A 24,265-nucleotide genomic window follows, 5' to 3' on the forward strand; every position below is an offset into this window, starting at 1 on the left:
CCATGCCGAAAGTAGCAATCCTAATGGGAAGCAAAACCGATGACGAAATAATGCAGAATTGCGAAAAATATCTTCAATACTTTGGGGTTGATTACGAGAAGAGAGTTCTTTCTGCTCACAGGAATCCGCTTGAGACAATTGAATTTGCACGAAACGCTGAGGCGAATGGTTATAAAGTTATAATTGCAGCTGCTGGAATGGCTGCGCATTTGCCTGGAGTTATAGCTGCGAATACGACTTTACCTGTAATTGGAGTTCCTCTTCCTGCTTCAGAATTACAAGGGGTTGACGCTCTTTATTCCATTGTTCAAATGCCTCCTGGAATACCAGTGGCAACTGTGGCAATTGGAAAAGCGGGTGCAATAAACGCAGCTGTCCTTGCTGTGGAAATTCTTGCCTTGCAAGATGCTGAATTAAAGAAGAAACTTGAGGAGTTTAAAAAGCAAGGTTCAAAATTATGAAGTATGGAATTATCGGACATTTATGTTTAGATGTTATTCATTTAGCAGATGGAAGCGAGGTTCAAAGTTATGGTGGTATATTTTTCTCTCTTGCTTCGCTTGCGAATATAGTTGATGATGGTGATATTATATATCCTGTCTTCGGCGTTGGCGATGTTGATTATGACAAGTTTATTGAAAGGATAAAAGTTTATCCAAATGTGGTGACAGACGGAATTTTTAAGTTTGAAGGTTTGACAAACCGAGTCCATCTTTTTTATCAGGATAGGAAAGAAAGAACGGAGTGTTCAGTTCATATAGCAAAACCGATTGAGTTTGAAAGATTGAAAATTTTGCTTGATGTTGAAGTGGATGGAATTTTTATCAATATGATTTCCGGCTTTGATATTGAAGTTGAGACTTTGAAAAGATTGCGCAAAAATTTCAACGGATACATACACTTTGATGTGCATAGCGCAACGCTTGGAGTAGATGATAAAAATTTGAGGTTTAGAAAAAAATTGGACAATTGGAAAGATTGGCTTATCAATGTTAACACTGTTCAGATGAATGAGTTTGAAGCAAGATCAATTGGGGATGAAAACTGGGATGACGATGAACTAGCAAAAAATGTTTTAGGTCTCGGTATTGAGGTAATGATTATCACAAGGGCAAATCTTGGAACTACAGTTTATTATTTTAACAACGGCTTTAAGAGAACAGATCTGAAAGCTTACGAGGTTATTGTGGTTGATCCGACTGGTTGTGGTGATGTTTTTGGTTCCGCATTTTTTTATAAGTATTCAAAGACACGAGATCCTATAATTTCTGCTGGATTTGCAAATTATGTTGCTGGATTGAATGCAACGATCCCAGGTTCGACGCAGATTGACAAACTTAAGGATTTGGTGAAAAAATGAAAGTTATGATAACAGGATGTCATGGATTATTGGGACAAGCTGTATTGAATATGTTTTTAAAAAGCACTGATTCTGAAATTTTAGCAACCGCTAAAGAACCAAGGACATTTCTTGATTTCGGTGGGTTTGATTATACTATGCTTGATATAACATCCAGAAATGATGTTAAAAATCTCGTTGTTTACTTTCGTCCTGATGTTATAATTAACACTGCGGCGTATACGAATGTTGATGGTTGTGAGCAAAATCGCGAGCTTGCTTGGAGAGTTAATGTTGAAGGTGTAAGAAATCTTGTCCATTCTGCGAGAAGAGTTGATGCGAAATTAATTCATATTTCAACTGATTACATTTTTGATGGTAAAAATGGGCCTTATACAGAGGATGCAATTCCAAATCCGATTAACTATTATGGAAGGACCAAGCTTGCAAGTGAGAATGAAATAAAGATCGGTGGGATAAGGTTTGCGATTTTGAGGACAAATGTTTTATATGGCGTTGGAAAAAATGTGAAAAGTAATTTTGCCTTGTGGCTTTATCAAAAACTTTCAAATGGTGAGAAAATAAGGGTTGTGACCGATCAGGTAGGGAATCCAACTTATGTTGATGACTTGGCTTTTGCAATCTTAAAGGTTGCCGAATTTGATAAAGAGGGAGTTTATAATGTCGGGGGTAGGGATTTCGTAGATAGATACACCTTCGCTGTAAAACTTGCAGAAGTTTTTGGGTTTGATAAGGAACTTATAACTCCCGTTAAAACATCGGAATTAAATCAGATAGCCCCACGACCTTTGAGATCTGGTCTGATAACACTTAAGGCTGAATCTGAACTTGGCTTGAAACCATATGGAGTTGAAGATGGGATTCGTGAATTTAGGTATCGTTTAAACGAGTTGAAAAATTTTTGAGTTTATTGATTATTTTTGGTAAAATTTTAAAAAGTGAAAATCTTGGAAGGATGAATCAGCAAATTGATGGGCGAACCACAATAAATTAAAATAAAATCTTATGCAAAATGTTGGATCTTAAATTCATTCGTGAAAATCCAGAGATCGTTAAGCGAGCTATTGAATTAAAAGGTGAAAAAGATCGGGTTGATGAAATTTTGAAACTTGATGAGAGAAGAAGAGAACTTATCAAAAAAGGTGATGCTTTAAAAGCAAAAAGAAACGATGTCACCGAAGAGATCGCAAATCTTAAAAAACAGGGAAAAGACGCGACAGAATTAATTGAAGAAATGAGAAAGGTTTCAGAAGAAATTAAAATGATTGATTCAGAACTTAAGAGTGTTGAATCAGAATTAGAGAACCTTTTACTTTGGGTTCCAAACATTCCTCACGAGTCAGTCCCAGTTGGAAAGGACAAGGAAGACAATGTCGTTGTGCGATCATGGGGCGAGGTTCAGGAGTTTGATTTTGAGGTGATAGATCATTTAACGCTTGGGAAAAAACTTGGTATAATTGATTTTGAGCGTGGAGCAAAACTTACAGGGAGTGGTTTTCCTCTCTACATTGGTAAAGGAGCGATGCTTGAAAGAGCTTTGATAAATTTTATGCTTGATCTTCACATTCAAAAACATGGTTATGTTGAAGTTTTCCCACCTTTTTTGGTAAATGAAGCATCAATGCGTGGAACTGGTCAAATACCAAAATTGAGAGAAGATATGTATTATTGTCCTGAGGATGATTTATATTTAATCCCAACCGCTGAGGTTCCGGTCACAAACATTCATCGTGATGAAATTCTTGATATAAGTGAACTTCCAAAGAAATATGTTGCTTATTCGGCTTGTTTTAGGCGTGAGGCAGGTTCATGGGGGAGGGAAACACGCGGATTTTTAAGAGTCCATCAGTTCAATAAAGTTGAGCTTGTTAAATTCACAACGCCAGAGACATCCTATGATGAACTTGAGTCACTCGTAAATGATGCGGAGGAAGTACTTCAACTTCTTAACATTCCTTATAGAGTTGTCTTACTTTGTACAGGGGATATGAGCTTTTCGTCCGCTAAAACATATGATATTGAGGTTTGGTCTCCAGCGGAAAGGAAATGGCTCGAGGCGTCAAGTTGTAGTAACTTTGAAGATTTCCAGGCAAGGAGAATGAATATAAGGTTCAGAAGAGATAAAAAGTCAAAACCTGAATTTGTTCATACGCTCAATGGTTCAGGACTTGCTACATCAAGGTTGATGGTCGCGTTGCTTGAAAATTATCAAACCCCGGAAGGAAAGGTTATAGTTCCGAAAGCTTTACATAAATATACTGGCTTTACAATTATTGAATAATCAAAAACAAAAGATCCGAGATTCAATGAAAAAGAACATAGCTTTGATCCTGCTGGTTTTTGCTGTTTCAGGTTGTGCTTTCTTGAGGAACATCGGGCTAATTGAAGAAAAAGAATATGTCGCAAAAGTTGGACGAGAAATCATAACTCTTGATGAATTTGAAAAATCGTTCGCAAAGAATAACGGTGGATTTACTAAAGCAAAGGAAAGACCACTTGATGAGAGGAAAAACTATCTTGATTTACTTGTGAAATATAAACTAAAAGTTCTTGACGCAAAAGCTCAAAACCTTGAAAAAGATCCGAACATTCAAAAAGAAATAAAAGATTACTACACGACGCTTGCTCTTTCGTACCTTACAAAGAAAGAAGTTGTTGAGCCAGGTTTAAAACAATTTTATGAACGGCGAAAGGAGGAAATAAGAGCAAGGCATATTCTGATTGAAATTTTCTATGGGGATACTTTGTCAGCTTATAACAGGGCTATGAGTATCATAAGGGAACTTGAAGCGAATGTTCCTTGGGATTCTTTAATTGGGCATTCAGATGATCCAACCGTTATTTTCAACAAGGGCGATCTTTATTACTTTACTGCTGGAACTATGGTTCCAGAGTTTGAAGATGTGTGCTATTCAATGAAAGTTGGCGAGAGGACGAAGACACCTGTGAGGACAAGGTTTGGATATCATGTGATTGAAATTCTTGATCGGAAACCTCGTGTTGAGATGGTAAGATTAAGTCATATCGGTAAAAAACTTGAAAGGGACGCGAAACCAGAAGATACATTGAGAATTTATAATGAACTTAAAGCAATTCTTGATAGCATAAGACAAGGATATGACTTTAACACGCTTGCTGAACGCCATTCCGATGATAGATTTACAAAAGAAAGACGTGGCGATATTGGATACTACAGCAGAGGTCAAGCGTATAGGGAAATTGAAGATTTCGCATTCAACGCAAAAGCTGGTGATGTAAGTGATATAATTAGAACAAGATGGGGATATCACATCATTAAAGTGACTGAGGTCGTTCCAGTAAAACCTTTTGATGAAATAGTTGACGAATTGAACAGAACTTATCAATCACAGCGACTTGAGTACGATTTCAAAAAATATATTGAAAAATTGAAAAAAGAATACAACTTCAAATTAAACCAGCAAACGCTTGAGATTTTCATTTCAAAGGCTGATACAGCTAAAACAGCATCACATTTTGAATGGGATACCAGTTATACAAAGGAAGACAGAGCGAAGATTTTATTTGAATTTGCTGATAGAAAAATAACCCTTGATTCAGCAATAAAGATAATTAAGAAAAGCCCTGAATTTACAGGCAGAAAACTTGATCGTCCTGGGATCACTGCGATGGTTGATAGAATTATTGAGATGAAGTTAACAGAATATAGAGCGAGGAATGTTGAAAAGATTTATCCTGAATTTAAAGATGAATTGAGGGAGTTCGTGGATGGAATTTTGCTTTATCATATTGAGCAAAAGATGGTATGGGATAGGGTAGATTTAAGTGAGGAGAAATTAAAAGAGTTTTACAACAAGCATAAAGAAAACTATCGCTTTCCTGATAGAGTAAGATTTAGCGAGATATGGGTGACAAGTGAGTCATTAGCGAAGGATATTTACTCACAACTTAAAAACGGAGTGCCATTTGATTCGCTCGTCGTAAAATATACGGAGAGGGCAGGAATGAAGGAAAAGAAAGGAGATTGGGGGCTTGTAGAAGCTTCAGAAAATGAACTTACATGGACTGCTTGGAACATGAAAGTTAATGAGATTTCGGAGCCGATAAAGTTTCAGGGAGGTTATTCAATAATAAAGGTGACAGGTAAAGAACCAAGCCGTGTGAAGACATTTGAAGAAGCTTTTGGTGAAGTTGCCGGCGCTTTGCAAGAACAAGAACTGAAACGACTTGAAAAAGAGTGGGTTGAAAATCTAAAAAAGAAATATAAAGTCGTTATAAATGAAAAAGCACTTGAAAAAGCTTTCAATCGTTAGTTTGATTTTTCTGTTGATAAGCTGTGGTGGAAAAACTGAGAATGAAGATTATATCGCAAGAGTTGAAGATGAATATCTTCTGAGAAGCGATCTTGTTGGCCTTGATTCAAATTTTGTCAAGGGTTACATTGATGAGTGGATAAAGAACAATCTTCTTTACGCCGAAGCAATTAAAAAAGGATATGAGACGAATGAAAAAATTGAGCGAATGGTTAACGAATTTAGAAAATCTCTCATAGTTAAAAATTTTATCCAAAACGAGGTCTTGAGCAAGGCAATGGAGATATCAGATAAAGAAGTCAGAGAATTTTATGAAAAACATAAAGATGAATTTATTCTTGATAGACCTTTTGTTAAAATTGGATATGTTAAACTATCGTCTCGGGTTGATGCTGGCTCTTTGAGAAGCAAGATATTGAGAATGAAGGATTTTAAATCTGGGGTTTTGAGCTTATCTGCTGAACCTGGAGTTGTTGAGGTCGTGCCAGAGAAATACTATGATCAATTCAGCATTCCATCTTCTGAAATTTGGCGTGTCGCTTGGAATTTGAATAAAGGTGATGTATCTTTCCCGATACTTTCTGGTGGAAATTATTTTTTGGTTTATCTTTACGATAAGAAGGAGGCAGGAAGCAAAGCTGATTTTGAAATAGTCGCTGAAGATGTAAGGGAAAGAGCAATTGTTGAAAGACAAAATAATTTGCTTGATAGTTTAATAACAATCTTGAAAAGAAAATACAATTACGAAGTGAAATGGTGAGGACAATTTTGTTTTTGCTTGCTTTTTTAAACATAGCGCTTGCACAGCAAAGGGTTCTGGATAGGATAGTTGCAATTGTTGGAAATGAAATAATTCTTGAATCGGATTTAAATTATCAAACCTACATCTTTGCAATTCAAAACAATTTGAGACCTGATGACCCAAATCTTAAAAGGTATGTTTTACAGGAAATGATAAATGATAAACTTGTTTTAACAAAAGCAATAGAAGACACGATTGTTGTTTCAGATGATGAAGTTGAAAGACAAATTGAGGCACAGATTCAGGCATTAGTCAGACAATACGGGTCTGAGAAAAGGTTAGAAGAAATCTACGGTATGCCGATCGGTAGAATAAAACGGGAAATAAGGGATGATGTTAAGAAAAGATTAATGATAGAAAAATTAAAACAGCAAAAATTCGGGACGCTGACGGTTTCAGGATATGAGGTTGAGCAGTTTTACAATACTTATAAAGATAGTCTGCCCGAGGTTCCAGAATCCGTTGAGTTATACCACATAATGATGATTCCAAAACCTGTTGACTCGGTTGATCAAGCAGTTTATCGGAAGGCAAAAGCGATTCTTGATAGTATAAGAAATGGAGGAAATTTTGAGTATTTTGCACGGACTTATTCAGAAGATAGAGCAACAGCAAGTGATGGTGGTGATCTTGGTTGGGTTAGACGCGGTTTGTTCGTTAAAGAATTTGAAGAAGCCGTTTTTAGATTGCAAGAAGGACAAATTTCTGATGTCGTGCGAACGCCATTTGGGTATCACATAATTCAACTTATTGAAAGGAGAGGTGAGCAAGTTCATCCAAGACATATACTCTTTAGAGTCCCGTTGACTGAGGAAAGTGATAAAATCGTCATCTCAAAGCTTGAAGAGATTAGATACAAAATCATTTCAAAGCAGGCAAAATTTGAAGAGATGGCGAAAAGATTCAGCGAAGATGAACAAACAAGGTTGCAAGGGGGATATCTTGGAATAATTGAGGTTGATGAGCTTGAACCAGAACTTAGAGAAGCATTGAGCACACTTAACAATGGCGAGATCACTCAACCGTTAAAGATGAGGTATGGAAACTCTTACGCTTATCATATCGTCCTTCTAAAAAGAAGAATTCCAGCACATAGAATGAATTTAAAAGATGACTATATGAAAATTTATCAGTTCGCTCTGATAGAGAAACAAAATCGTGAATATCAAAAATGGCTGGAAAAGTTAAGGGAAGAAGTTTATGTGTATGTTGATGAAAGTTTTAGATGATGAAATCGTGATTTTTTAAAATAAACTTGAGGAGGTTGAAATGAGATTGAAATTTTTAGTTTTTATGGTTTTCCCGTTAGCAATTTTATCAGCGCAGGGAAAGACAGGAAAAATAGAATTTATTGAATACGATCTACCAAATGGTTTGCATGTAATTTTACACGAGGACCATTCAGCGCCAATAGTTGCAGTTAATATATGGTATCATGTCGGCTCAAAGAATGAAGATACAAACAGGACGGGTTTTGCGCACTTGTTTGAACATATGATGTTTCAAGGTTCGGCAAATGTGAAGAAAGCAGAACATATGGCTTACATTCAAAAGGCAGGAGGTACATTTAATGCGTCAACAAGTTGGGATAGGACAAATTATTTCCAGGTTGTCCCATCTCATCAGCTTGAACTTGTTCTCTGGCTTGAGTCAGATAGAATGACAAGCTTAAATGTTAACCAGGAGAATTTTGACAATCAGCGTGAAGTTGTAAAAGAAGAGAGAAGATGGCGAGTTGACAATCGCCCATATGGAACACAGTGGGAGGAAACATTTAAACGACTTTTCAAAGTCCATCCTTACAGATGGCCAGTAATTGGATATATGGAACATTTGAACGCAGCAACGGTTGAGGATGCTAAAAAATTCTTTGATACTTACTATGTCCCAAACAATGCCGTTCTTGTGATAGCTGGAGATATTGATGTTGAGAAGACGAAAAAGCTTATTGAAAAATACTTTGGTGATATCCCGAGAGGGAAACATGAAATAAAAAGGCCAAATGTCGTTGAACCGCCTTTGACGCAGCAAGTTAGAGATACGATTTACGATAACATAAGATTGCCTGCTGTTTTCATCTCATTTAAAATTCCAAAGGATGGAGAAAAAGATTACTACGCTCTTGATCTTCTTGCCAATATACTTGGCTCTGGGAGAAGTTCACGGCTTTATCAGAAACTTGTTTATGAAAAAAGGATCGCGCAAAATGTTAATGTTTTTGCAATAGGTATGGAAGATGCTGGCGTTTTTAAAATAGATGCATATTGCGCAATTGGTCATACGCCTGAAGAAGTTGAAAAGGAAATATGGAATGAAATTGAGAAAATTCGCACTGAACTTGTTGCTGAGAAAGAGCTTCAAAAAGCAAAAAATCAGACTGAAGCGCAGATCATAAGCGGTTATCAAACCGTCCTACAAAAAGCAGATCAACTTGCTCGTTATTATGTAATTCATAAAAACACAAACAAGATAAATACCGAACTTGATGAAATTCTTTCAATAACTCGCGAGGATATTCGCGAGGCGGCGAACAAGTATCTAAAACCTGATAAATCTGTCGTTCTTTATTATCTTCCCAGAGAACAGCGTGCTTCAAAATAAACATAACTTGAGAAATGAGAATTTTAAAATTAATGTATTTGCTGTTTATGATGAATTTTCTAATTAGCCCGAATCAACTTCGTTCCCAAAGCGATGGGAAGATTAATTTTGTAGAATTTACGCTTGAAAATGGACTTCATGTCATACTCCACGAAGATCATTCAACCCCAATAGTTGCAGTAAATATCTGTTATCATGTTGGCTCAAAAAACGAAAAGACAGATAAAACTGGCTTTGCTCATCTTTTTGAACATTTAATGTTTGATGGCTCAAAAAATGTCAAGCGTGGTGAATTTGACAAGTACATATCTCAAGCGGGTGGTTATAGCAATGCTTACACGACCGAAGATAAGACAAATTATTATGAAGTTTTACCTTCAAACTACCTTGAGCTTGCTTTGTGGCTTGAGTCAGATAGAATGCTTGGTTTTTCAATTCAAGAGATAAGTTTAACTACTCAGCGCGAGGTTGTTAAGGAGGAAAGAAGATGGCGCTATGAGAATAGACCATATGGTTCCGCTTGGATAAAAATTTCAGAAAAAAGCTTCAAGAAACATCCATATCGTTGGCCTGTTATTGGTTATCAAGAGCATCTTGACAATGCAAGTATGGAAGATGTCCGAGAATTTTATGAGACATTTTATGTTCCAAACAACGCTGTCTTGGTAATAGCAGGAGACATCAACATAGAGGAGACGAAAAAACTTGTAGAGAGATATTTTGGTGAAATACCAAGAGGTCCTGAAAGAATTCCCCGTCCGTCTCCGGATGATGAACCACTTGATGGTGAAGTTAGGGAAGTTGTTGAAGATATCAATGCACCACTACCTGCCGTTTTTATGAGCTTTAGGATCCCAGAGGAGGGAAATCCTGATTCATATGCTCTTGCCTTGCTTTCGGGTATACTTTCTGTCGGCGAAAGTTCAAGATTGTATCAACGATTGGTTTATAAAGATAAAATCGCAAATGAAGTTGAGACATATTCTGATTCCAGAGAACATCCGGGACTCTTTCTTATTTATGCAATCGCGAATCCCGGATTTAATTCTGATACACTTGAAAAAGTGATTGATGAAGAGATAGAAAAAATAAGAAACTATGGAGTAGAGGAGAGGGAGCTTGAGAAAGCGAAAAATAAAATTGAATCAGCGCTTGTTTCTGCAAGACAAACTGTTCAAGGCAAAGCTGATCTTTTAGCACATTACTACACATTTTATAAAAAGCCCGAACTTATTAACACGGAGATAGAGAAATACAGAAAAGTAACGGTGGAAGATGTTAAAAGGGTAGCTCAAAAGTATTTAGATCCTAAAAAGCGAGTAATTTTGCACTATCTACCAAAAGCGGATTAAATTTAGATAACAAAAATTTTGGAGGAAAAAGGTATGTTTAAAAAAATTGGGACATTTTTCATGGTGATATTTCTAATATCAGCATTAAACGCACAGGAAAAAATTGATAGAACTAAACCACCGAAACCCGGCCCTGAAAGCAAAGTTAAATTTCCATCATATTTTGAGAAAACTCTACCAAACGGATTAAAAGTTATAGTAGTTGAAAATCACGAGCAACCAATCGTTTATATTAGTTTTGTTGTGAAAAGTGGCTCAACTTATGATGAGAATCTTCCGGGGCTTGCGAGCATAACAGCTGAACTTTTGACAAAGGGGACCAAGACGAGGACGGCAACTCAAATCGCTGAAGAAATTGATTTCGTCGGAGGAACTTTGAACTCAGCCGCTTCGTGGGATGCTACCAATGTGAATGTTCTCGTTTTGAAAAAATATCTCAATGTTGGAATAGACATTCTTCAGGATGTCGTTTTGAATCCTACTTTTCCAGATGAGGAGCTTGAAAGAGTGAAAACACAGCGACTTGCTTCCATCAAACAGTCCAAAGCAGAAGCTGGTTATCTTGCAGGCGTTAGATTTGCCAAGGAATTGTTTGCAGGTCATCCATATGGAAATGAAAGTGGTGGCAATGAGGAATCAATTCAAAAGATAAAAAGAGATGAAATAGTAAAATTTTATCAAAAGCATTTCATCCCAAATAATTCATTTATAATTTTCGCTGGCGACATCACTCCTGCCGAAGCAGTTCCTCTCGTTGAGAAGTATTTTGGCGCTTGGAAAAAAGGACCGAACCCTCATAAGAAGTTCAAAGATGTTAAAAATATATCGCAGACGAGAGTAGTTATAGTTGATAAACCCGGCGCGGTTCAATCGGCTATAAGAGTTGGTCATCTTGGGATTGATAGAAAAAATAAAGATTATGTCAAAGTATTCACCCTTAACACTTTGCTCGGTGGTTATTTCAATTCAAGGATAAATATGAATTTGCGGGAGACGCGAGGTTATACATATGGAGCTTCAAGTTCCTTTGATGCGAGGTTCTATCCTGGACCATTTGTTGTTTCAACAGATGTAAGAAATGAGGTCACAGATTCATCTATCGTTGAAATAATCAAAGAACTGAAACGACTAATTGACGAACCTGTGCCGGAGGATGAACTTAAGATGGCAAAGGACTATATAGTTGGGTCATTTCCTTTACAAATAGAAACACCAGCTCAAGTCGCAGCGAGAATAATGACAATTGAAATTTATGGATTGCCGAAAGATTTCTATGACAGATTTAGAGAGGAAGTTAAAAAAATAACTGCAAAAGACATTCAAGAAACGGCAAGGAAGTATTTACATCCAGATAAACTTTTAATAGTTGTCTCTGGAAATTCAAGCCAGATAAAATCAAAACTTGATAAATTCGGACCAGTAATTGTCTATGATGCCGATGGAAAGAAGATTGAATAAAGATTCGTCAAGTTGTAATTTTAAAAACTTAAATTGGTTTTAAGGTGCAAAAAGATAGAAGCGACATTGAACTTGTTCAGGAGCTTAGCGACGCGTATAAGAAAATAAAAAGCGAAATAGCCAAGGTAATAGTAGGTCAAGATAAGATAATTGAAGAATTGCTGATAGTTCTCTTCGCACGGGGACATTGTCTTCTCGTTGGGGTGCCAGGACTTGCTAAGACGCTTCTTATAAAGACACTTGCTCAAGTTCTTGACCTTAAGTTCAGCCGAATACAGTTTACACCTGACCTTATGCCAAGTGATATAACTGGAACCGAGATAATTGAAGAAAATGTAAGCACAGGCGAAAAATTTTTTAAATTTGTTAAAGGACCAATCTTTGCAAATATAATTCTTGCGGATGAGATAAATCGCACTCCACCGAAGACGCAATCTGCATTGCTTGAGGCGATGCAGGAATACCGTGTGACCGCTGCGGGACAAACTTATGAACTTGAGCAACCATTTTTCGTCTTAGCTACGCAGAACCCAATAGAAATGGAAGGAACATATCCACTTCCGGAAGCACAGCTTGACAGGTTTATGTTCAATATCTGGATAGATTACCCAAGTTTTAATGAAGAAGTTGAAATAGTTCGCAAGACCACAAGCTTATATCAACCGGAAGTCAATAAAGTCCTCACTCGTGAAAAAATTTTGAAACTTCAAGATATAATTCGGAAAGTTCCCGTTGCTGATAATGTGATTGAGTATGCTGTTAAGCTTGTTACCTTGACAAGACCGAATTTAAATGGCGCACCAGATTTCATCAAACGATGGATAAGTTGGGGCGCTGGTCCAAGGGCTTCTCAGTATCTTATACTTGGCGCAAAAGCTCGCGCTGTCCTTGATGGAAGATTTACCCCAGTAATTGATGATGTGAGAGCTGTTGCCTTACCAGTTTTAAGACATCGCCTTGTGACCAACTTCAACGCAGAAGCAGATGGGGTTTCAACAGCAGAAATAATTGAAAAACTTCTAAAAATAATTTGAGGGGAAAAATATGTCAGAAAATTTACAACAACCACAAGAACCAAGCTTTGCTGAAGAAGCAAAGCCAATGCCTTTTATTGACAAGTTAGTAGGTGTCTTCACAGCACCTGGTGAAGTTTTTGAAAATGTTGTGAAAGCAAAAGCGCAAACAACCGATTGGCTTTTGCCGATTTTGATATTGATTGTCTTAAGTATTGTTTCAAATTTCTTAAAATTTGGCAATCATCAAATTAGAGATTCGTTGGTTATGTTTCAGGAGCAAAGAATAGACAAATTAGTTGAAGAAGGAAAAATGACAGAAGAGCAAGCTGAGATAGCAAAAGAAAGAATAAGTGAATTTGGTAGAGCGCAACAGATTTTCAGCGTGCTTGGAATTTTAATCGGAGTTCCGATTGTATTTTTGATTGTTACGCTTGTTTATTTCTTGCTTGGAAAATTGTTTTTCAAGGGGAGTGTTGAGTTTCTTACTATTTTTTCAATTTATTCGCTTTCAAGTTTAATTGGTTCAGTTGGGGTTATAGTTTCAACTCTTTTAGCCTTTTTGACTGGTTCATTTTTCGCGTCAGCAAGCCCTGCCATTTTTATGGAAGTTTCAACGAGCAAAGCATATGTGTTGGCTTCTAAAATTGAGGTCTTTACAATTTGGCAGTTAATCGTTTTTGCAATTGGAATGGCAAAAGGATTCAATAAAGATTATACTTCTACTTTTGCTCTCGTGTTCGGAGTATGGATAATATGGGTTTTGTTAAGTTTGTTTGTTCCATTTTTGGGTGGTTAATTTAACACATTGAAAAATATCGTAATGCTAAATTTTCTAATTGCGTTGATCTTGCTTACAAACGCCCACGCCAGCGGTTTAAATGATTCTTCTGGCGTTGTATCAAAGAAAGCTCGCGTTGATAAATTAAAGCTCGGGATAGTGATAGTTGGAACTGCTGGGCTTGGAGTTCTAACTTATAATTACTTTAACACCGTTTGGTGGAAGCCAACAAAGGTTAAAAAATTTATCTGGCGTGATGATTGGAACGATCTTTTAAGAGCTGATAAAGCGGGGCATTTTTATGTTTCCTATGTCATTTCAGATGCATACAAAAATATATTTAAATGGGTCGGTTTCAACGAAAAAACATCTGCTTTTATTGGAGCTGGAATAAGCACAGTTTATGAAATTGGAGTTGTTGAACTTACGGACGGATTTACAACGCAGTGGGGTTTTAGTCCAACTGATGTCGTTATGAACTTACTTGGTGCTTTCTTCCCAGTTGCTCAGGAATATTTTCCAAGTTTAAAGAGCATAACTTTTAAATGGAGTTATACTCCATCTGGTTATACTTGGTCTGATTATCTGCGTTTTGGAAGTTTCAAAGACGCTCTTTATAAAAAACAATTCCATACGGATTACGAAGGAATGACATTTTGGATGAGTTTTGAATTTCAAAAATTACTACCTGAACAGATTGAAAAGGTAATTCCTGATTTTATAAACCTTGCGCTTGGTTATAGAGTGAGGGATATAAATTACGCTGGTAGTGGTTATTCAGAACTTTACATCGCTATTGATTTCAATCTTTTGAAAATTGATACCAAGGTGGACATTTTGAATGTTTTTATTCGTGCTTTAAACTATATTCACTTACCAGCTCCGACATTGAGAATCAAGCCCAAATTCAGGTTTTATTATTTTTATTTTTAAATAAAGATTTAACATTGTGCAATGCGAAAGCACTTGTTCGCAATTTTAATTTTGCCATTTATAATTTCTTGTTCAAATAACAAAAATGGGGGAATCTTCAAAACTAGTGGAACAACTGAAGCCAAGGAAGTGGTTGTAAGTTCGGAGATTAGTGGTAAAATTATTTACATTAATTTTGATGAGGGGGATAAAGTTGATAGTGGTTTTGTGTTATGTCAGATTGATACCGAATTGACTTATCAAAAATATCTTGAGGCAAAAGCGCAAATGGAGGCATCATATTTGCAATATCAGCTTCTTTTAAAAGGAGCACGAACCGAGGAAATTGAAGCAATGGAAGAAGTCGTCAACCGTGCTAAAGTTAATCTTGAAAATGCGCAAAAGCAATTTGAAAGAATTAAAAGTCTATATGAGGATGGAGTTGCAACTCAAGAACAGTTTGATAATGTTAGAGCATTTTATGAAACAAGCAAAACTCAATATGAAGAGGCAAGAAAAAAACTTGAAGCTTTAAGAAAAGGGGCGAGGGAGGAAGAAATAAAAATTGCTTTTTCAAATTATAACAGAGCTGTTGCCTTGGTAAGAGCGATACAGATCCAGCTAAAAGATTCAAAAATCGTCGCGCCGATTTCAGGATTTGTCCTTGAAAAATTCGTTGAAATTGGTGAATTTATCCCAGCTGGAGCACCTATCGCAAAGATCGCTAATCTTGAAGAGGTCTATGTTAGATTTTTCATTCCTGAAAAGGAAATTGGAATCATAAAAATAGGTGATTCTGTAAATATCAAGGTTAATTCATATCCTGGTAAAATCTTTAAAGGAAAGGTAGTTTTCATTTCGCCGAAAGCCGAATTCACTCCAAAAAATGTTCAAACTGAAGAAGAAAGAGCAAAACTTGTTTACGCTGTTAAGGTCAAGGTAAAAAATGAAAACGGGGTTTTTAAATCAGGAATGCCTGTGGATGTTGAGATAATTAAACGGAGGTGATGAAGATATGTTTGAAATTGAAACATTTAATTTAACAAAGAAGTTTGGCGATCTTGTTGCTGTTAATTCTGTAAATCTTAAGATTGAGCAAGGTGAAATTTTTGGCCTTCTCGGTCCAAATGGTGCTGGGAAATCAACACTTGTTCGCTTGCTTTGTGGTTTGCTTCGTCCCACATCAGGAGATGCGATTGTCGGAGGTTATTCAATAAAAAATGAACCTGAGAAAATTAAGAAAATAATCGGATATATGTCCCAAAGGTTTGGACTTTACGATGACTTGACTGTTGAGGAGAATATAAGTTTTTATGCTGGGATTTATCTAAATGACAGAAAGCTTGCAAAACAAAGAACTGAAGAAATAATTGAACAGCTTTCATTTCAAAAATATAGAAATGCACTTGCGATGCACCTTTCTGGAGGATTGAGACAAAGATTATCGTTTGCAACAGCAATAGTTCATGAGCCAAGAATTGTCTTTCTTGATGAGCCCACATCGGGTGTTGACCCAATTTCAAGAAGACAATTTTGGGATTTGGTATATAACCTTTCCGCAAGGGGTAAAACAGTTCTTGTTACAACACATTATATGGATGAAGCAGAAAGATGTAATAGAATTGGTTTTATATCTCACGGAACAATTCTTGCTATTGATTCTCCAAGCGAGATAAAACAGAAGTATATGCGAGGAGAAGTTATCAGGATAATTCCCCAAGATTTGATGATATGTTATAAGGTTCTTTCATCACTTGATTTCGTTGAAGATATAGGTATTTTTGGTGATTCAATCCATGTCGTAGTTCAAGATGCGGAGGCTAAGATCTCTGAAATTGAAAATTTTTTGAGAAGAAAAAATGTGACGATTGAAAAGATTGAAAAAATTTCACCGTCAATTGAAGATGTCTTTATTGCGCTTACCAAAAATGGAGAGCGAAGCTCTCCTTAATATAATTTTGAAAGAATTTATTCAGTTGAGTCGCGACCCGAGGAGTATTATAATAATCATTTTTATCCCTCTGTTTCTTCTCATCGTCTTTGGTTATGGGGTTGTAATGGATGTAAGAAATGTCAATCTTATCGTTTGTGATCTTGATAGAACTCAATTGAGCAGAAAATTTATTGAAAAATTTACAGCTTCAGGATTTTTCAATTTGTATGGTGAAGTTGAGAGTATTAATAAAATTGATGATCTTTTGGTATCTGGAGAAGTGAAGGTCGGGCTTGTGATACCTTTTAATTTTTCTAAAAATATCACTTCTGGCAGACCTGTAAAAGTTCAAATCATAATTGACGGTAGTGATGCAAATATCGCAAGTGTTGTTTTAGGTTATGTTCAACAAATAGTTAGTGGTTTTTCAAACGAAATAATGATGAATTTTATTTTTAAAAAGACAGGGAAAACATTGCCAGAGGTTGATTTGAAGCAACGCATTTGGTTCAATCAAGAACTTAAAAGCGCAAATTTTTTTGTTCCAGGTTTAATCGGATTAATAATGATAATAATGACAGTGCTGATGACTTCCTTTTCAATATCTCGCGAAAGAGAGCTGGGTTCTTTTGAAAAATTAATATCAACTCCTTTAAACCCGCTTTTTATAATTACAGGGAAAATTATACCGTATGCAGCGCTTGCTTTTATTGATTCAATTTTAATTTTGATTGCGGGTATTTTTCTATTTGATTTGGAGGTGAAGGGAAATTTATTTTTATTCTTTTTGGTCACAATTGTTTTTATTTTTTGTGGCTTGAATCTTGGATTAATAATTTCAACTGTTGCTAAAACTCAACAATCAACTATTGCCTTGGGGTTTATATCAACGCTTGTTCCAACATTTATTCTTTCTGATTTCGTTTTTCCGGTAAAAAATATGCCTTTGGTGTTGCAGTTTATTTCCCACCTTATACCTGCAAGATATTATCTTGAGGTAATTCGCGGTATTATTTTAAAGGGAAATGGATTCGCGGAGCACTATGATGGAATTTTGATTTTATGTCTTTTTATGTTCTTAACATTTGTAGGTGGAACGGCAAGATTAAAAAAATTAATGCGAGAAGTCTAGTGCATAGAATTTTCGTTATATTAAAAAAGGAAATATCGCAGATACGAAGAAATCGCCTTTTTATGGGAATATTGGTAATCGCCCCAGTAATACAGCTTTTTGTTCTTGGATATGCAGTGACATTTGAGGTCAAAAATATGCCGATTGCGATTTTTGATGAAGATAAAAGTGTGTTAACCCGAAGGATAACAGATGCACTTGATTTAACAGAGACATTTGAAGTCATAATGTATCTTGAAAGATTGGAAGAATTAGATGAGGTTCTTAAGAGGGGGAAAGCAAACATGATTATAATTTTCAAAGAAGGTTTTGAAGAGAAAATTATAAGGGGAGAAAAAGTTGAACTTCCAATTATAATTGACGGCACGAACGCAAACTCTGCAACAATCGCAATGGGCTTTGTGTCAAGTTTTGTAATAGATAAATCCATGAGCATCGTTAGAGATAAAATTTCAAGCATGGGAGTTAAATACATTCCAGTGTGTGAGCCTGAGATAAGAGTATGGTTTAATCCCGATATGAGATCAACATCTTTTATGATCCCTGGTCTAATAGGAATGATACTTATAACTGTGACATTAATAGTCACATCCCTGTCAATTGTAAAAGAAAAAGAGCAAGGCACAATTGAACTTTTGCTTGTTACGCCTGTTGAGCCTTATGAGCTTTTGCTTGGGAAAATTTTACCTTTTGTTATAATAGGTTTATTTGATGCTGTTATAGTTACACTTGTTGGAAAGTTTTGGTTTCGCGTTCCATTAAGAGGTGATATTTTTTTGCTTTTTTTATCAACTTTTGTATTTCTTCTAACAACACTTGGACTTGGTATTTTTTCATCGGTGATATCTCGGACTCAGCAACAAGCGTTGATGACCGCTTATTTCTTTGCTATGCCAAATATAGTTTTATCTGGCTTTGTTTTCCCTGTGGAAAGTATGCCAGCTGTGATAAGGTTTCTCACAAATTTTATACCGTTGAAATATTTTCTTGTTATTCTTCGTGGAATTTTTCTAAAGGGGGCTGGGATTGAGATTTTGTATCCGCATATTTTAGCCATCCTTTGTTTTGGAGTTGTTATATTTGGTTTCAGCGTTTTTAGATTCAGAAAGTATATCGGTTAAAACTACCGAAAAAAGATTTTATAGAAACTCATATTCTAAATTTCGTCTGTGATTACTACTTTGAAAGAGTAAAAGGGTCCATTTGTTGGAAAGCTTGACTTTGATTTTTGAATTGATTATATTGTGGTAGAATTCAAAATTAAGGACAGTTGCCATTGCGACTTCGTTAAAGGTTTTTATTCTTTGACTAATATGCCTTAACTTCAAAGCAAAAAACGAATGAACACGATATGCGAAACAAGATAGCCTTTAACGTAAGTTCGCTTGGCAACTGTCCTTTTTTGTTTTTTCTCTGTTTAATTTTATCTGCTCAAATTTCCTTATCCCAAGGCATTTCCGATTTCAAAATCTTATCACAAAACAGCGAAGAAATTGTCATTGAATACAATCCATATCTTTTTAGAATAGACACCGCAATACACGATAACCAGCAACTTGTTTCATTTTTGTTCTTGAACGCGAGTTTTGAAAATCCCAAGCCGGGTGAACCTCAGCTTTCTGTAAGACTTTTCCCGATCGCCTTAAAATCTGAAGAGGGAAATTTGATTGATATAATTGAGACCTCTTATGTGGAGTATGAAAATGTAAAGTTAAAACCATTCCCTAATTTAATTCATGAGAAATTTGCTGGAGTTGAGGATTCAATTTCGTATGTAAAAGTGTTTGTTTTCAGCGACACTTACAATAAGAGCGTTTATATTCCGGAAAAAATTGTTGAGCTCGGGGATATTGGTAGAGCGAGAAATTACATCGTCTCAAACATCAAAGTTTATCCGTTACAATATAATCCTGCACTTGGAAGGGTTAGAGTTTATACCAAGATAAAGCTTGTGTTAAAATACGCTCAAAGTGTAAATTCATTTGCAAATCCTGATAAATTTGATTTAAAGGTTGCTCAAAGCTTTGTTAACCATGAGATAGCGAAGTTCTGGAAAATACAAAGTTTAACTCTTTCAAAGCCAAGTGCAAGTCAACTTGCAACAGGTGATTGGTATAAGATTCCCGTAACGGAAGAGGGAATCTATAGAATAACCTACGCTGATCTTAGAAATGCAGGCATAAATCCTGACAACATTGATCCGAGGACAATAAAAATTTTCAACAATGGTGGTTTCCAACTACCTGAAAATGTTCAAAGTCCAAGACCAACTGGTTTAATTGAAAACGCTATTTTCGTTTATGGTCAAGACGATGGTAAGTTTGATCAAGGGGATTATATAATTTTCTACGGCAGAGGCACAAGCGGTTGGAATTACGATCCGGTAAGTAGAGAATTTTCACATTACACTCACGATTACTCTGATGTCAATTTTTATTTCTTAACATTCGGAGGGACGAGAGGTAAACGAATTGAGATCATTCAAAGTTTAAATGTCGCTTCTCCATTTAGACCTGAACACACAATAGGACTCTATTTTAGGGATGATTTCAAAATTAATTTAACTGAATCGGGTCGTGATTGGTTCATGTCTTCTGTTGAAGCGAAATCAGGATTCAATATGGTAAGTTACACGGCGAGGCTTGATGAACTTGTGTTAGGTAAGCCAATTCAGTATAGAGTGCAGGTTGCTTCCAGATCAGCTTCGCGAAATTGGTTTGTCGTGAGAGAGGGGGACACCGATCTTGGTGTTATTGAACTTGGAACTGTTGTTTTATCTGGAATATCTTCACTGCTTGATTTTTATGCTGTTAAATCAGGTCCAAGGAAGTTCATTTACAATGGAGATCTTAGAGATTCACGAAGCAACTTGAAATTTTATTTCAATTGGATCGGTGAAGCTGTGGCTGGTTATGTTGATTGGTTTGAGATAATTTATCCAAGAAGGTTCAGAGCGGTGAATGATTATATCGCTTTTTATTCTTACGACACAACCGCAGTTGTGGAATATAAAATTTCAGGTTTTTCATCAAACGATATAAGTTTCTTTGATGTCACTGATTTTTCAAATGTTAAGATGATTTCAGGGAATATCAACGCAGGTGAGTTCGTTTTTCAGGTTTCACAGCGAAGGGGCGAAATTAAACGATTTATAGGGGTTGGAACTAATGGATATAAAAAAGTTTCAAGGATTGAGAAGGTTAAAAACACGAATTTGCGCGGGGAAATTGAAGGTGCTGATTGGGTCGTGATTTCCCATTCTGATTTCATTGAACAAGCAAGAAGGTTAGCCAACTTTAGAGAGAGAAAGGACTCTTTGAAAACGCTTGTGATAGATGTTGAGAACATTTACAATGAGTTTTCGTGCGGAATTTTAGATCCAGTTGCCATAAGGGATTTTTTAAAATACGCTTTTGATAGATGGAACAGAAAACCTTTTTATGTTTTGTTGTTTGGCGATGGTGATTATGATTACAGAAATGTTGAAGTTGCTGACAAAAATTGGATTCCAGCTTATGAAAGTAAAGAGGGATTGCAACAGATTTTAACTTATACTTCAGATGATTTCTTCGTTCTTTTAACTCCAGATGTTTATATAGATATGGCGATAGGTCGTTTGCCCGTCCAAACATTAGATGAAGCTGAAACCGTTGTGAATAAAATAATTCAGTATGAAACCAGTAATGATTTCGGATTGTGGAGGAATACAACTTTATTTGTTGCGGATGACGGTTTAGTCGCTGGAGGAATGACGGATGGATTAATTCATACTATTCAATCTGAAGTGCTTGCTAATTATTATACTCCCGATTTCATCAACAAGCGGAAACTTTATTTAGTTGCTTATCCAACGGTTTATACTTCAGTTGGAAGGCGAAAACCAGAATCATCGCAAGCACTTGTTGATTTTATAAATCGTGGTGTCGCTATTGTAAATTGGATAGGGCATGGGAATCCATATGTTTGGGCTCATGAGAGAGTTTTTGAAATCGGTTATACTATCCAAAACCTCAAAAATGGTAAAAGGTTGCCTTTCATAATAGCAGCTACCTGTGACTTCGGTCGTTTTGACAATCCAAAATCGCAAAGCTCGAGCGAGATTCTAATGACACTTAAAAATGGGGGCGCTATCGGTGTTCTATCGTCGGCAAGGTTGGTCTATTCAAATGAAAATGCAGCTTTTAATTACAAGTTTTTTGAAGAGTTGTTCAAATGGAGTGATGAATTTAAAACATCGCGCATCGGTGAAGCAATGTTTAGAGTTAAGCAGTACTATGCTCAATTGAATGATAGAAAATTTATCTTGTTTGCAGATCCGGCGATACGCCTCGTCATACCAAGATATTCAGCGTCAATTGATACCATAAATGGACTTAAGACAGATCATATTGTTCAACTTAAAGCACTTGGAAAAGCGAATTTCTCTGGAAAAGTAAGTAAAAATGCAGGGACTGATTTGAATTTATCGGGCAAGGTTGAATTTATCTTATTTGATGCTCAAAGGAATTTAAACTATGTAGATGAGATTGGTATGAACTTTAGTTTTGTTGATCAAGGAAACTTGCTTTTCAAGGGCGAGTATTCGTTGAGAAATGGAAAATTTAATGGTTCGTTTGTTCTTCCAAAGGATATATCTTTTTCAAACGAAAAAGCTAAGGCAATTGCTTATTTTTACGGAAACCAAATAGATGGGGTTGGTTTCACGACAAACATAATAGTCAATGGTATTGATTCAAGCTTCGTCGCTGATTTCAAAGGGCCTGAAATTGATATCTATCTTAATAACACTGGATTTAAATCAGGTGATATTGTTTCAAATGAGCCTACATTGATAGTTGAGATATTTGATGAGAGCGGTGTTAATGTGTCAACATCTGCGATTGGACACAGAATTGAGGCATTTATTGATGATGATCAAACAGGAATTGATCTTTCTGAATTATATAAAACGAAGCTTGATGATTATAGAAGAGGTGAGATCGTTTACAAACTTCCAAGGTTATCGCCCGGAAAACATACGCTAAAAGTTAGAGCGTGGGATGTTTTCAATAATTCATCTGTAAAGGAGGTGGAATTTAAAGTCGCTGAATCTGATGAGTTTGCAATATACAATGTTTTCAATTATCCGAATCCTTTGAAAGATAAAACTTATTTCACATTTCAAAAGGTTGCAACTTCTGAAGATACACCTGTTGATGTTGAGATAAAAATTTATACTTTGGCGGGGAAATTGATAAGTAAAATTGAAAGATATGGTTTAACTGGGAATTTCATTGCAATTGAGTGGGATGGCAGGGATATAGATGGCGATGAGATAGCGAACGGAGTTTATATTTATAAATTGATTGTTAAAACTTTTGATGGGAAAAAAGCTGAATCACTCGGAAAGATCGTTGTGATGAGATAAATTTGTTTTTCGTAAAAATTTTTTATATTTAAAAAACAAAAACAAAAGGACGACGACAAGCGATCAAATAGTTACCGCTTTGAGATCGTTTGTAAAAACCAAAACTCAGGAGGTAAAAAATTATGTTGTTTAAAAAAGGCGCTATCCTTGGATTGAGCATCCTGTTGGTCTTTGCATCATTTCATAGTTTGGTTTATGCGCAAGGTGGGGATGCAGCAGTTCCATTTCTCTTGATTGCTCCCGATTCGCGTGCCGGTGCTATGGGTGAGACAGGCGTTGCGCTTGCGGATAATGCGAATGCAATTTTTTGGAATCCAGCTGGCTTGGCATTTCAGAGAGGGACTGAAATAACTTTCACACACGCAAAATGGCTTCCTCAATTTAGTTCAGATCTTTCCTACGAATATTTAAGTGCAAAACATTATCTTAGCGTCATTGACGCTACAATTGGAGCAAACATAACTTTCTTTAATCTTGGATCTTTTGAGAGAAGAGACGAAAACAACACCTATCTTGGGACTTTTAAAGCTTTTGAATATGCAGTCACTCTTGCATACGCGATGAAATTAACACAATCTTTAGGGTTTGGTTTAAATTTAAGATATATCCATAGCCAGCTTGCTCCATTCGGAACTGCAGAAGAGCAAGGTAGAGGAGTTGCTAATGGTGTTAGCTTTGATATAGGATTTCTTTTTAGAGAGTATATCTTCGGTAGAAGGGTAAGCGCTGGGTTTAATCTTTCAAATCTTGGACCCATGATACATTACATTGATAGAGAACAAGCAGATCCATTGCCCACACATTTAAGAGTTGGTTTCGCTTTTGATATAATTCAAACAAAGTATAATAATTTAACCGCAACTGTTGATTTTGGAAGAGTCCTCGTTAGAAGATATCCTGGGGAAAATAGGAAGCCAGATCCTTTGCCCAAATCCTTGATCACTGCTTGGGGTGAGCATGCGAGTTTGAGGAAAGTAACAATAGGAACTGGGGTTGAATACTGGTATGGAAGCCCAAGGCTTATCGCTCTAAGAGCTGGATATTTCTATGAATCTCCACGCGCTGGAGGAAGAAGATTTGCAACTTTTGGAGCTGGAGTAAGATACAGCATTGTGGGGGTTGATTTTAGCTACATTTCAACCTTTGAAGAAAATCATCCACTTGCCAATACTCTTCGTTTCACGATTTCACTAAACTTCGGTAGTAAAGAATAGTCCTAAAA

General features: G+C 36.2%; 19 protein-coding genes. All 19 read left to right on the top strand.

Annotated elements, in window-relative coordinates:
• The first annotated feature begins 2 nt into the window (after positions 1-2).
• The 19 genes from purE (at position 3) to porV (ending at position 24,257) form a co-directional block, all read left to right on the top strand.
• A complete protein-coding gene (purE, locus tag NZ923_05300) occupies positions 3-461 on the top strand; it encodes a 5-(carboxyamino)imidazole ribonucleotide mutase (GenBank protein MCS7229434.1) in 459 nt (152 codons plus the stop codon).
• Positions 458-1,360 (top strand): carbohydrate kinase family protein, encoded by a 903-nt coding sequence (locus tag NZ923_05305; protein ID MCS7229435.1) that lies wholly within the window; start codon positions 458-460, stop codon positions 1,358-1,360. The genes purE and NZ923_05305 overlap by 4 nt, the downstream gene beginning before the upstream one ends.
• Entirely contained in the window at positions 1,357-2,265 is a 909-nt protein-coding gene (rfbD, locus tag NZ923_05310) for a dTDP-4-dehydrorhamnose reductase (protein ID MCS7229436.1), read from the top strand. Before NZ923_05305 ends, rfbD begins: the two co-directional genes overlap by 4 nt.
• 107 nt (positions 2,266-2,372) lie before the next feature.
• Positions 2,373-3,641: a serine--tRNA ligase gene (serS, locus tag NZ923_05315; GenBank protein ID MCS7229437.1), complete on the top strand. Its 1,269-nt coding sequence runs from the start codon at positions 2,373-2,375 to the stop codon at positions 3,639-3,641.
• A 25-nt stretch (positions 3,642-3,666) separates the two neighbouring features.
• Positions 3,667-5,652, top strand: coding sequence for a peptidylprolyl isomerase (locus NZ923_05320; GenBank protein ID MCS7229438.1), 1,986 nt, complete (start codon positions 3,667-3,669; stop codon positions 5,650-5,652).
• Positions 5,618-6,412: a peptidylprolyl isomerase gene (locus NZ923_05325; GenBank protein MCS7229439.1), complete on the top strand. Its 795-nt coding sequence runs from the start codon at positions 5,618-5,620 to the stop codon at positions 6,410-6,412. The genes NZ923_05320 and NZ923_05325 overlap by 35 nt, the downstream gene beginning before the upstream one ends.
• Positions 6,406-7,683 carry a peptidylprolyl isomerase gene (locus tag NZ923_05330; GenBank protein ID MCS7229440.1) on the top strand — a complete coding sequence of 426 codons (1,278 nt, stop codon included), beginning with the start codon at positions 6,406-6,408 and terminating at the stop codon, positions 7,681-7,683. The genes NZ923_05325 and NZ923_05330 overlap by 7 nt, the downstream gene beginning before the upstream one ends.
• Positions 7,684-7,723: 40 nt before the next feature.
• A complete protein-coding gene (locus NZ923_05335) occupies positions 7,724-9,055 on the top strand; it encodes an insulinase family protein (GenBank protein ID MCS7229441.1) in 1,332 nt (443 codons plus the stop codon).
• Positions 9,056-9,069: 14 nt separating this feature from the next.
• Positions 9,070-10,407, top strand: a complete 1,338-nt coding sequence (locus NZ923_05340; protein MCS7229442.1) for an insulinase family protein — start codon at positions 9,070-9,072, stop codon at positions 10,405-10,407.
• A 33-nt stretch (positions 10,408-10,440) separates the two neighbouring features.
• A complete protein-coding gene (locus NZ923_05345) occupies positions 10,441-11,865 on the top strand; it encodes an insulinase family protein (GenBank protein ID MCS7229443.1) in 1,425 nt (474 codons plus the stop codon).
• 44 nt (positions 11,866-11,909) lie between these two features.
• A complete protein-coding gene (locus NZ923_05350; GenBank protein ID MCS7229444.1) occupies positions 11,910-12,899 on the top strand; it encodes a MoxR family ATPase in 990 nt (329 codons plus the stop codon).
• A 10-nt stretch (positions 12,900-12,909) separates the two neighbouring features.
• Entirely contained in the window at positions 12,910-13,677 is a 768-nt protein-coding gene (locus NZ923_05355) for a YckD family protein (protein MCS7229445.1), read from the top strand.
• A gap of 9 nt (positions 13,678-13,686) precedes the next feature.
• Positions 13,687-14,592 carry a YfiM family protein gene (locus NZ923_05360; protein ID MCS7229446.1) on the top strand — a complete coding sequence of 302 codons (906 nt, stop codon included), beginning with the start codon at positions 13,687-13,689 and terminating at the stop codon, positions 14,590-14,592.
• 21 nt (positions 14,593-14,613) lie between these two features.
• Positions 14,614-15,579 (top strand): efflux RND transporter periplasmic adaptor subunit, encoded by a 966-nt coding sequence (locus NZ923_05365; protein ID MCS7229447.1) that lies wholly within the window; start codon positions 14,614-14,616, stop codon positions 15,577-15,579.
• Positions 15,580-15,586: 7 nt separating this feature from the next.
• Positions 15,587-16,522, top strand: coding sequence for an ABC transporter ATP-binding protein (locus NZ923_05370; protein MCS7229448.1), 936 nt, complete (start codon positions 15,587-15,589; stop codon positions 16,520-16,522).
• Positions 16,500-17,636 carry an ABC transporter permease gene (locus tag NZ923_05375; GenBank protein MCS7229449.1) on the top strand — a complete coding sequence of 379 codons (1,137 nt, stop codon included), beginning with the start codon at positions 16,500-16,502 and terminating at the stop codon, positions 17,634-17,636. The genes NZ923_05370 and NZ923_05375 overlap by 23 nt, the downstream gene beginning before the upstream one ends.
• Positions 17,636-18,757 carry an ABC transporter permease gene (locus NZ923_05380; protein MCS7229450.1) on the top strand — a complete coding sequence of 374 codons (1,122 nt, stop codon included), beginning with the start codon at positions 17,636-17,638 and terminating at the stop codon, positions 18,755-18,757. The genes NZ923_05375 and NZ923_05380 overlap by 1 nt, the downstream gene beginning before the upstream one ends.
• A gap of 230 nt (positions 18,758-18,987) precedes the next feature.
• A complete protein-coding gene (gene porU, locus NZ923_05385; GenBank protein MCS7229451.1) occupies positions 18,988-23,043 on the top strand; it encodes a type IX secretion system sortase PorU in 4,056 nt (1,351 codons plus the stop codon).
• A gap of 122 nt (positions 23,044-23,165) precedes the next feature.
• Positions 23,166-24,257: a type IX secretion system outer membrane channel protein PorV gene (porV, locus tag NZ923_05390; protein ID MCS7229452.1), complete on the top strand. Its 1,092-nt coding sequence runs from the start codon at positions 23,166-23,168 to the stop codon at positions 24,255-24,257.
• The last annotated feature ends 8 nt before the right edge of the window (positions 24,258-24,265 follow it).

It is taken from the genome of Candidatus Kryptonium sp. (genome assembly GCA_025060635.1).
In the GTDB taxonomy this organism is placed as follows: Bacteria; Bacteroidota; Ignavibacteria; order Kryptoniales; family Kryptoniaceae; genus Kryptonium.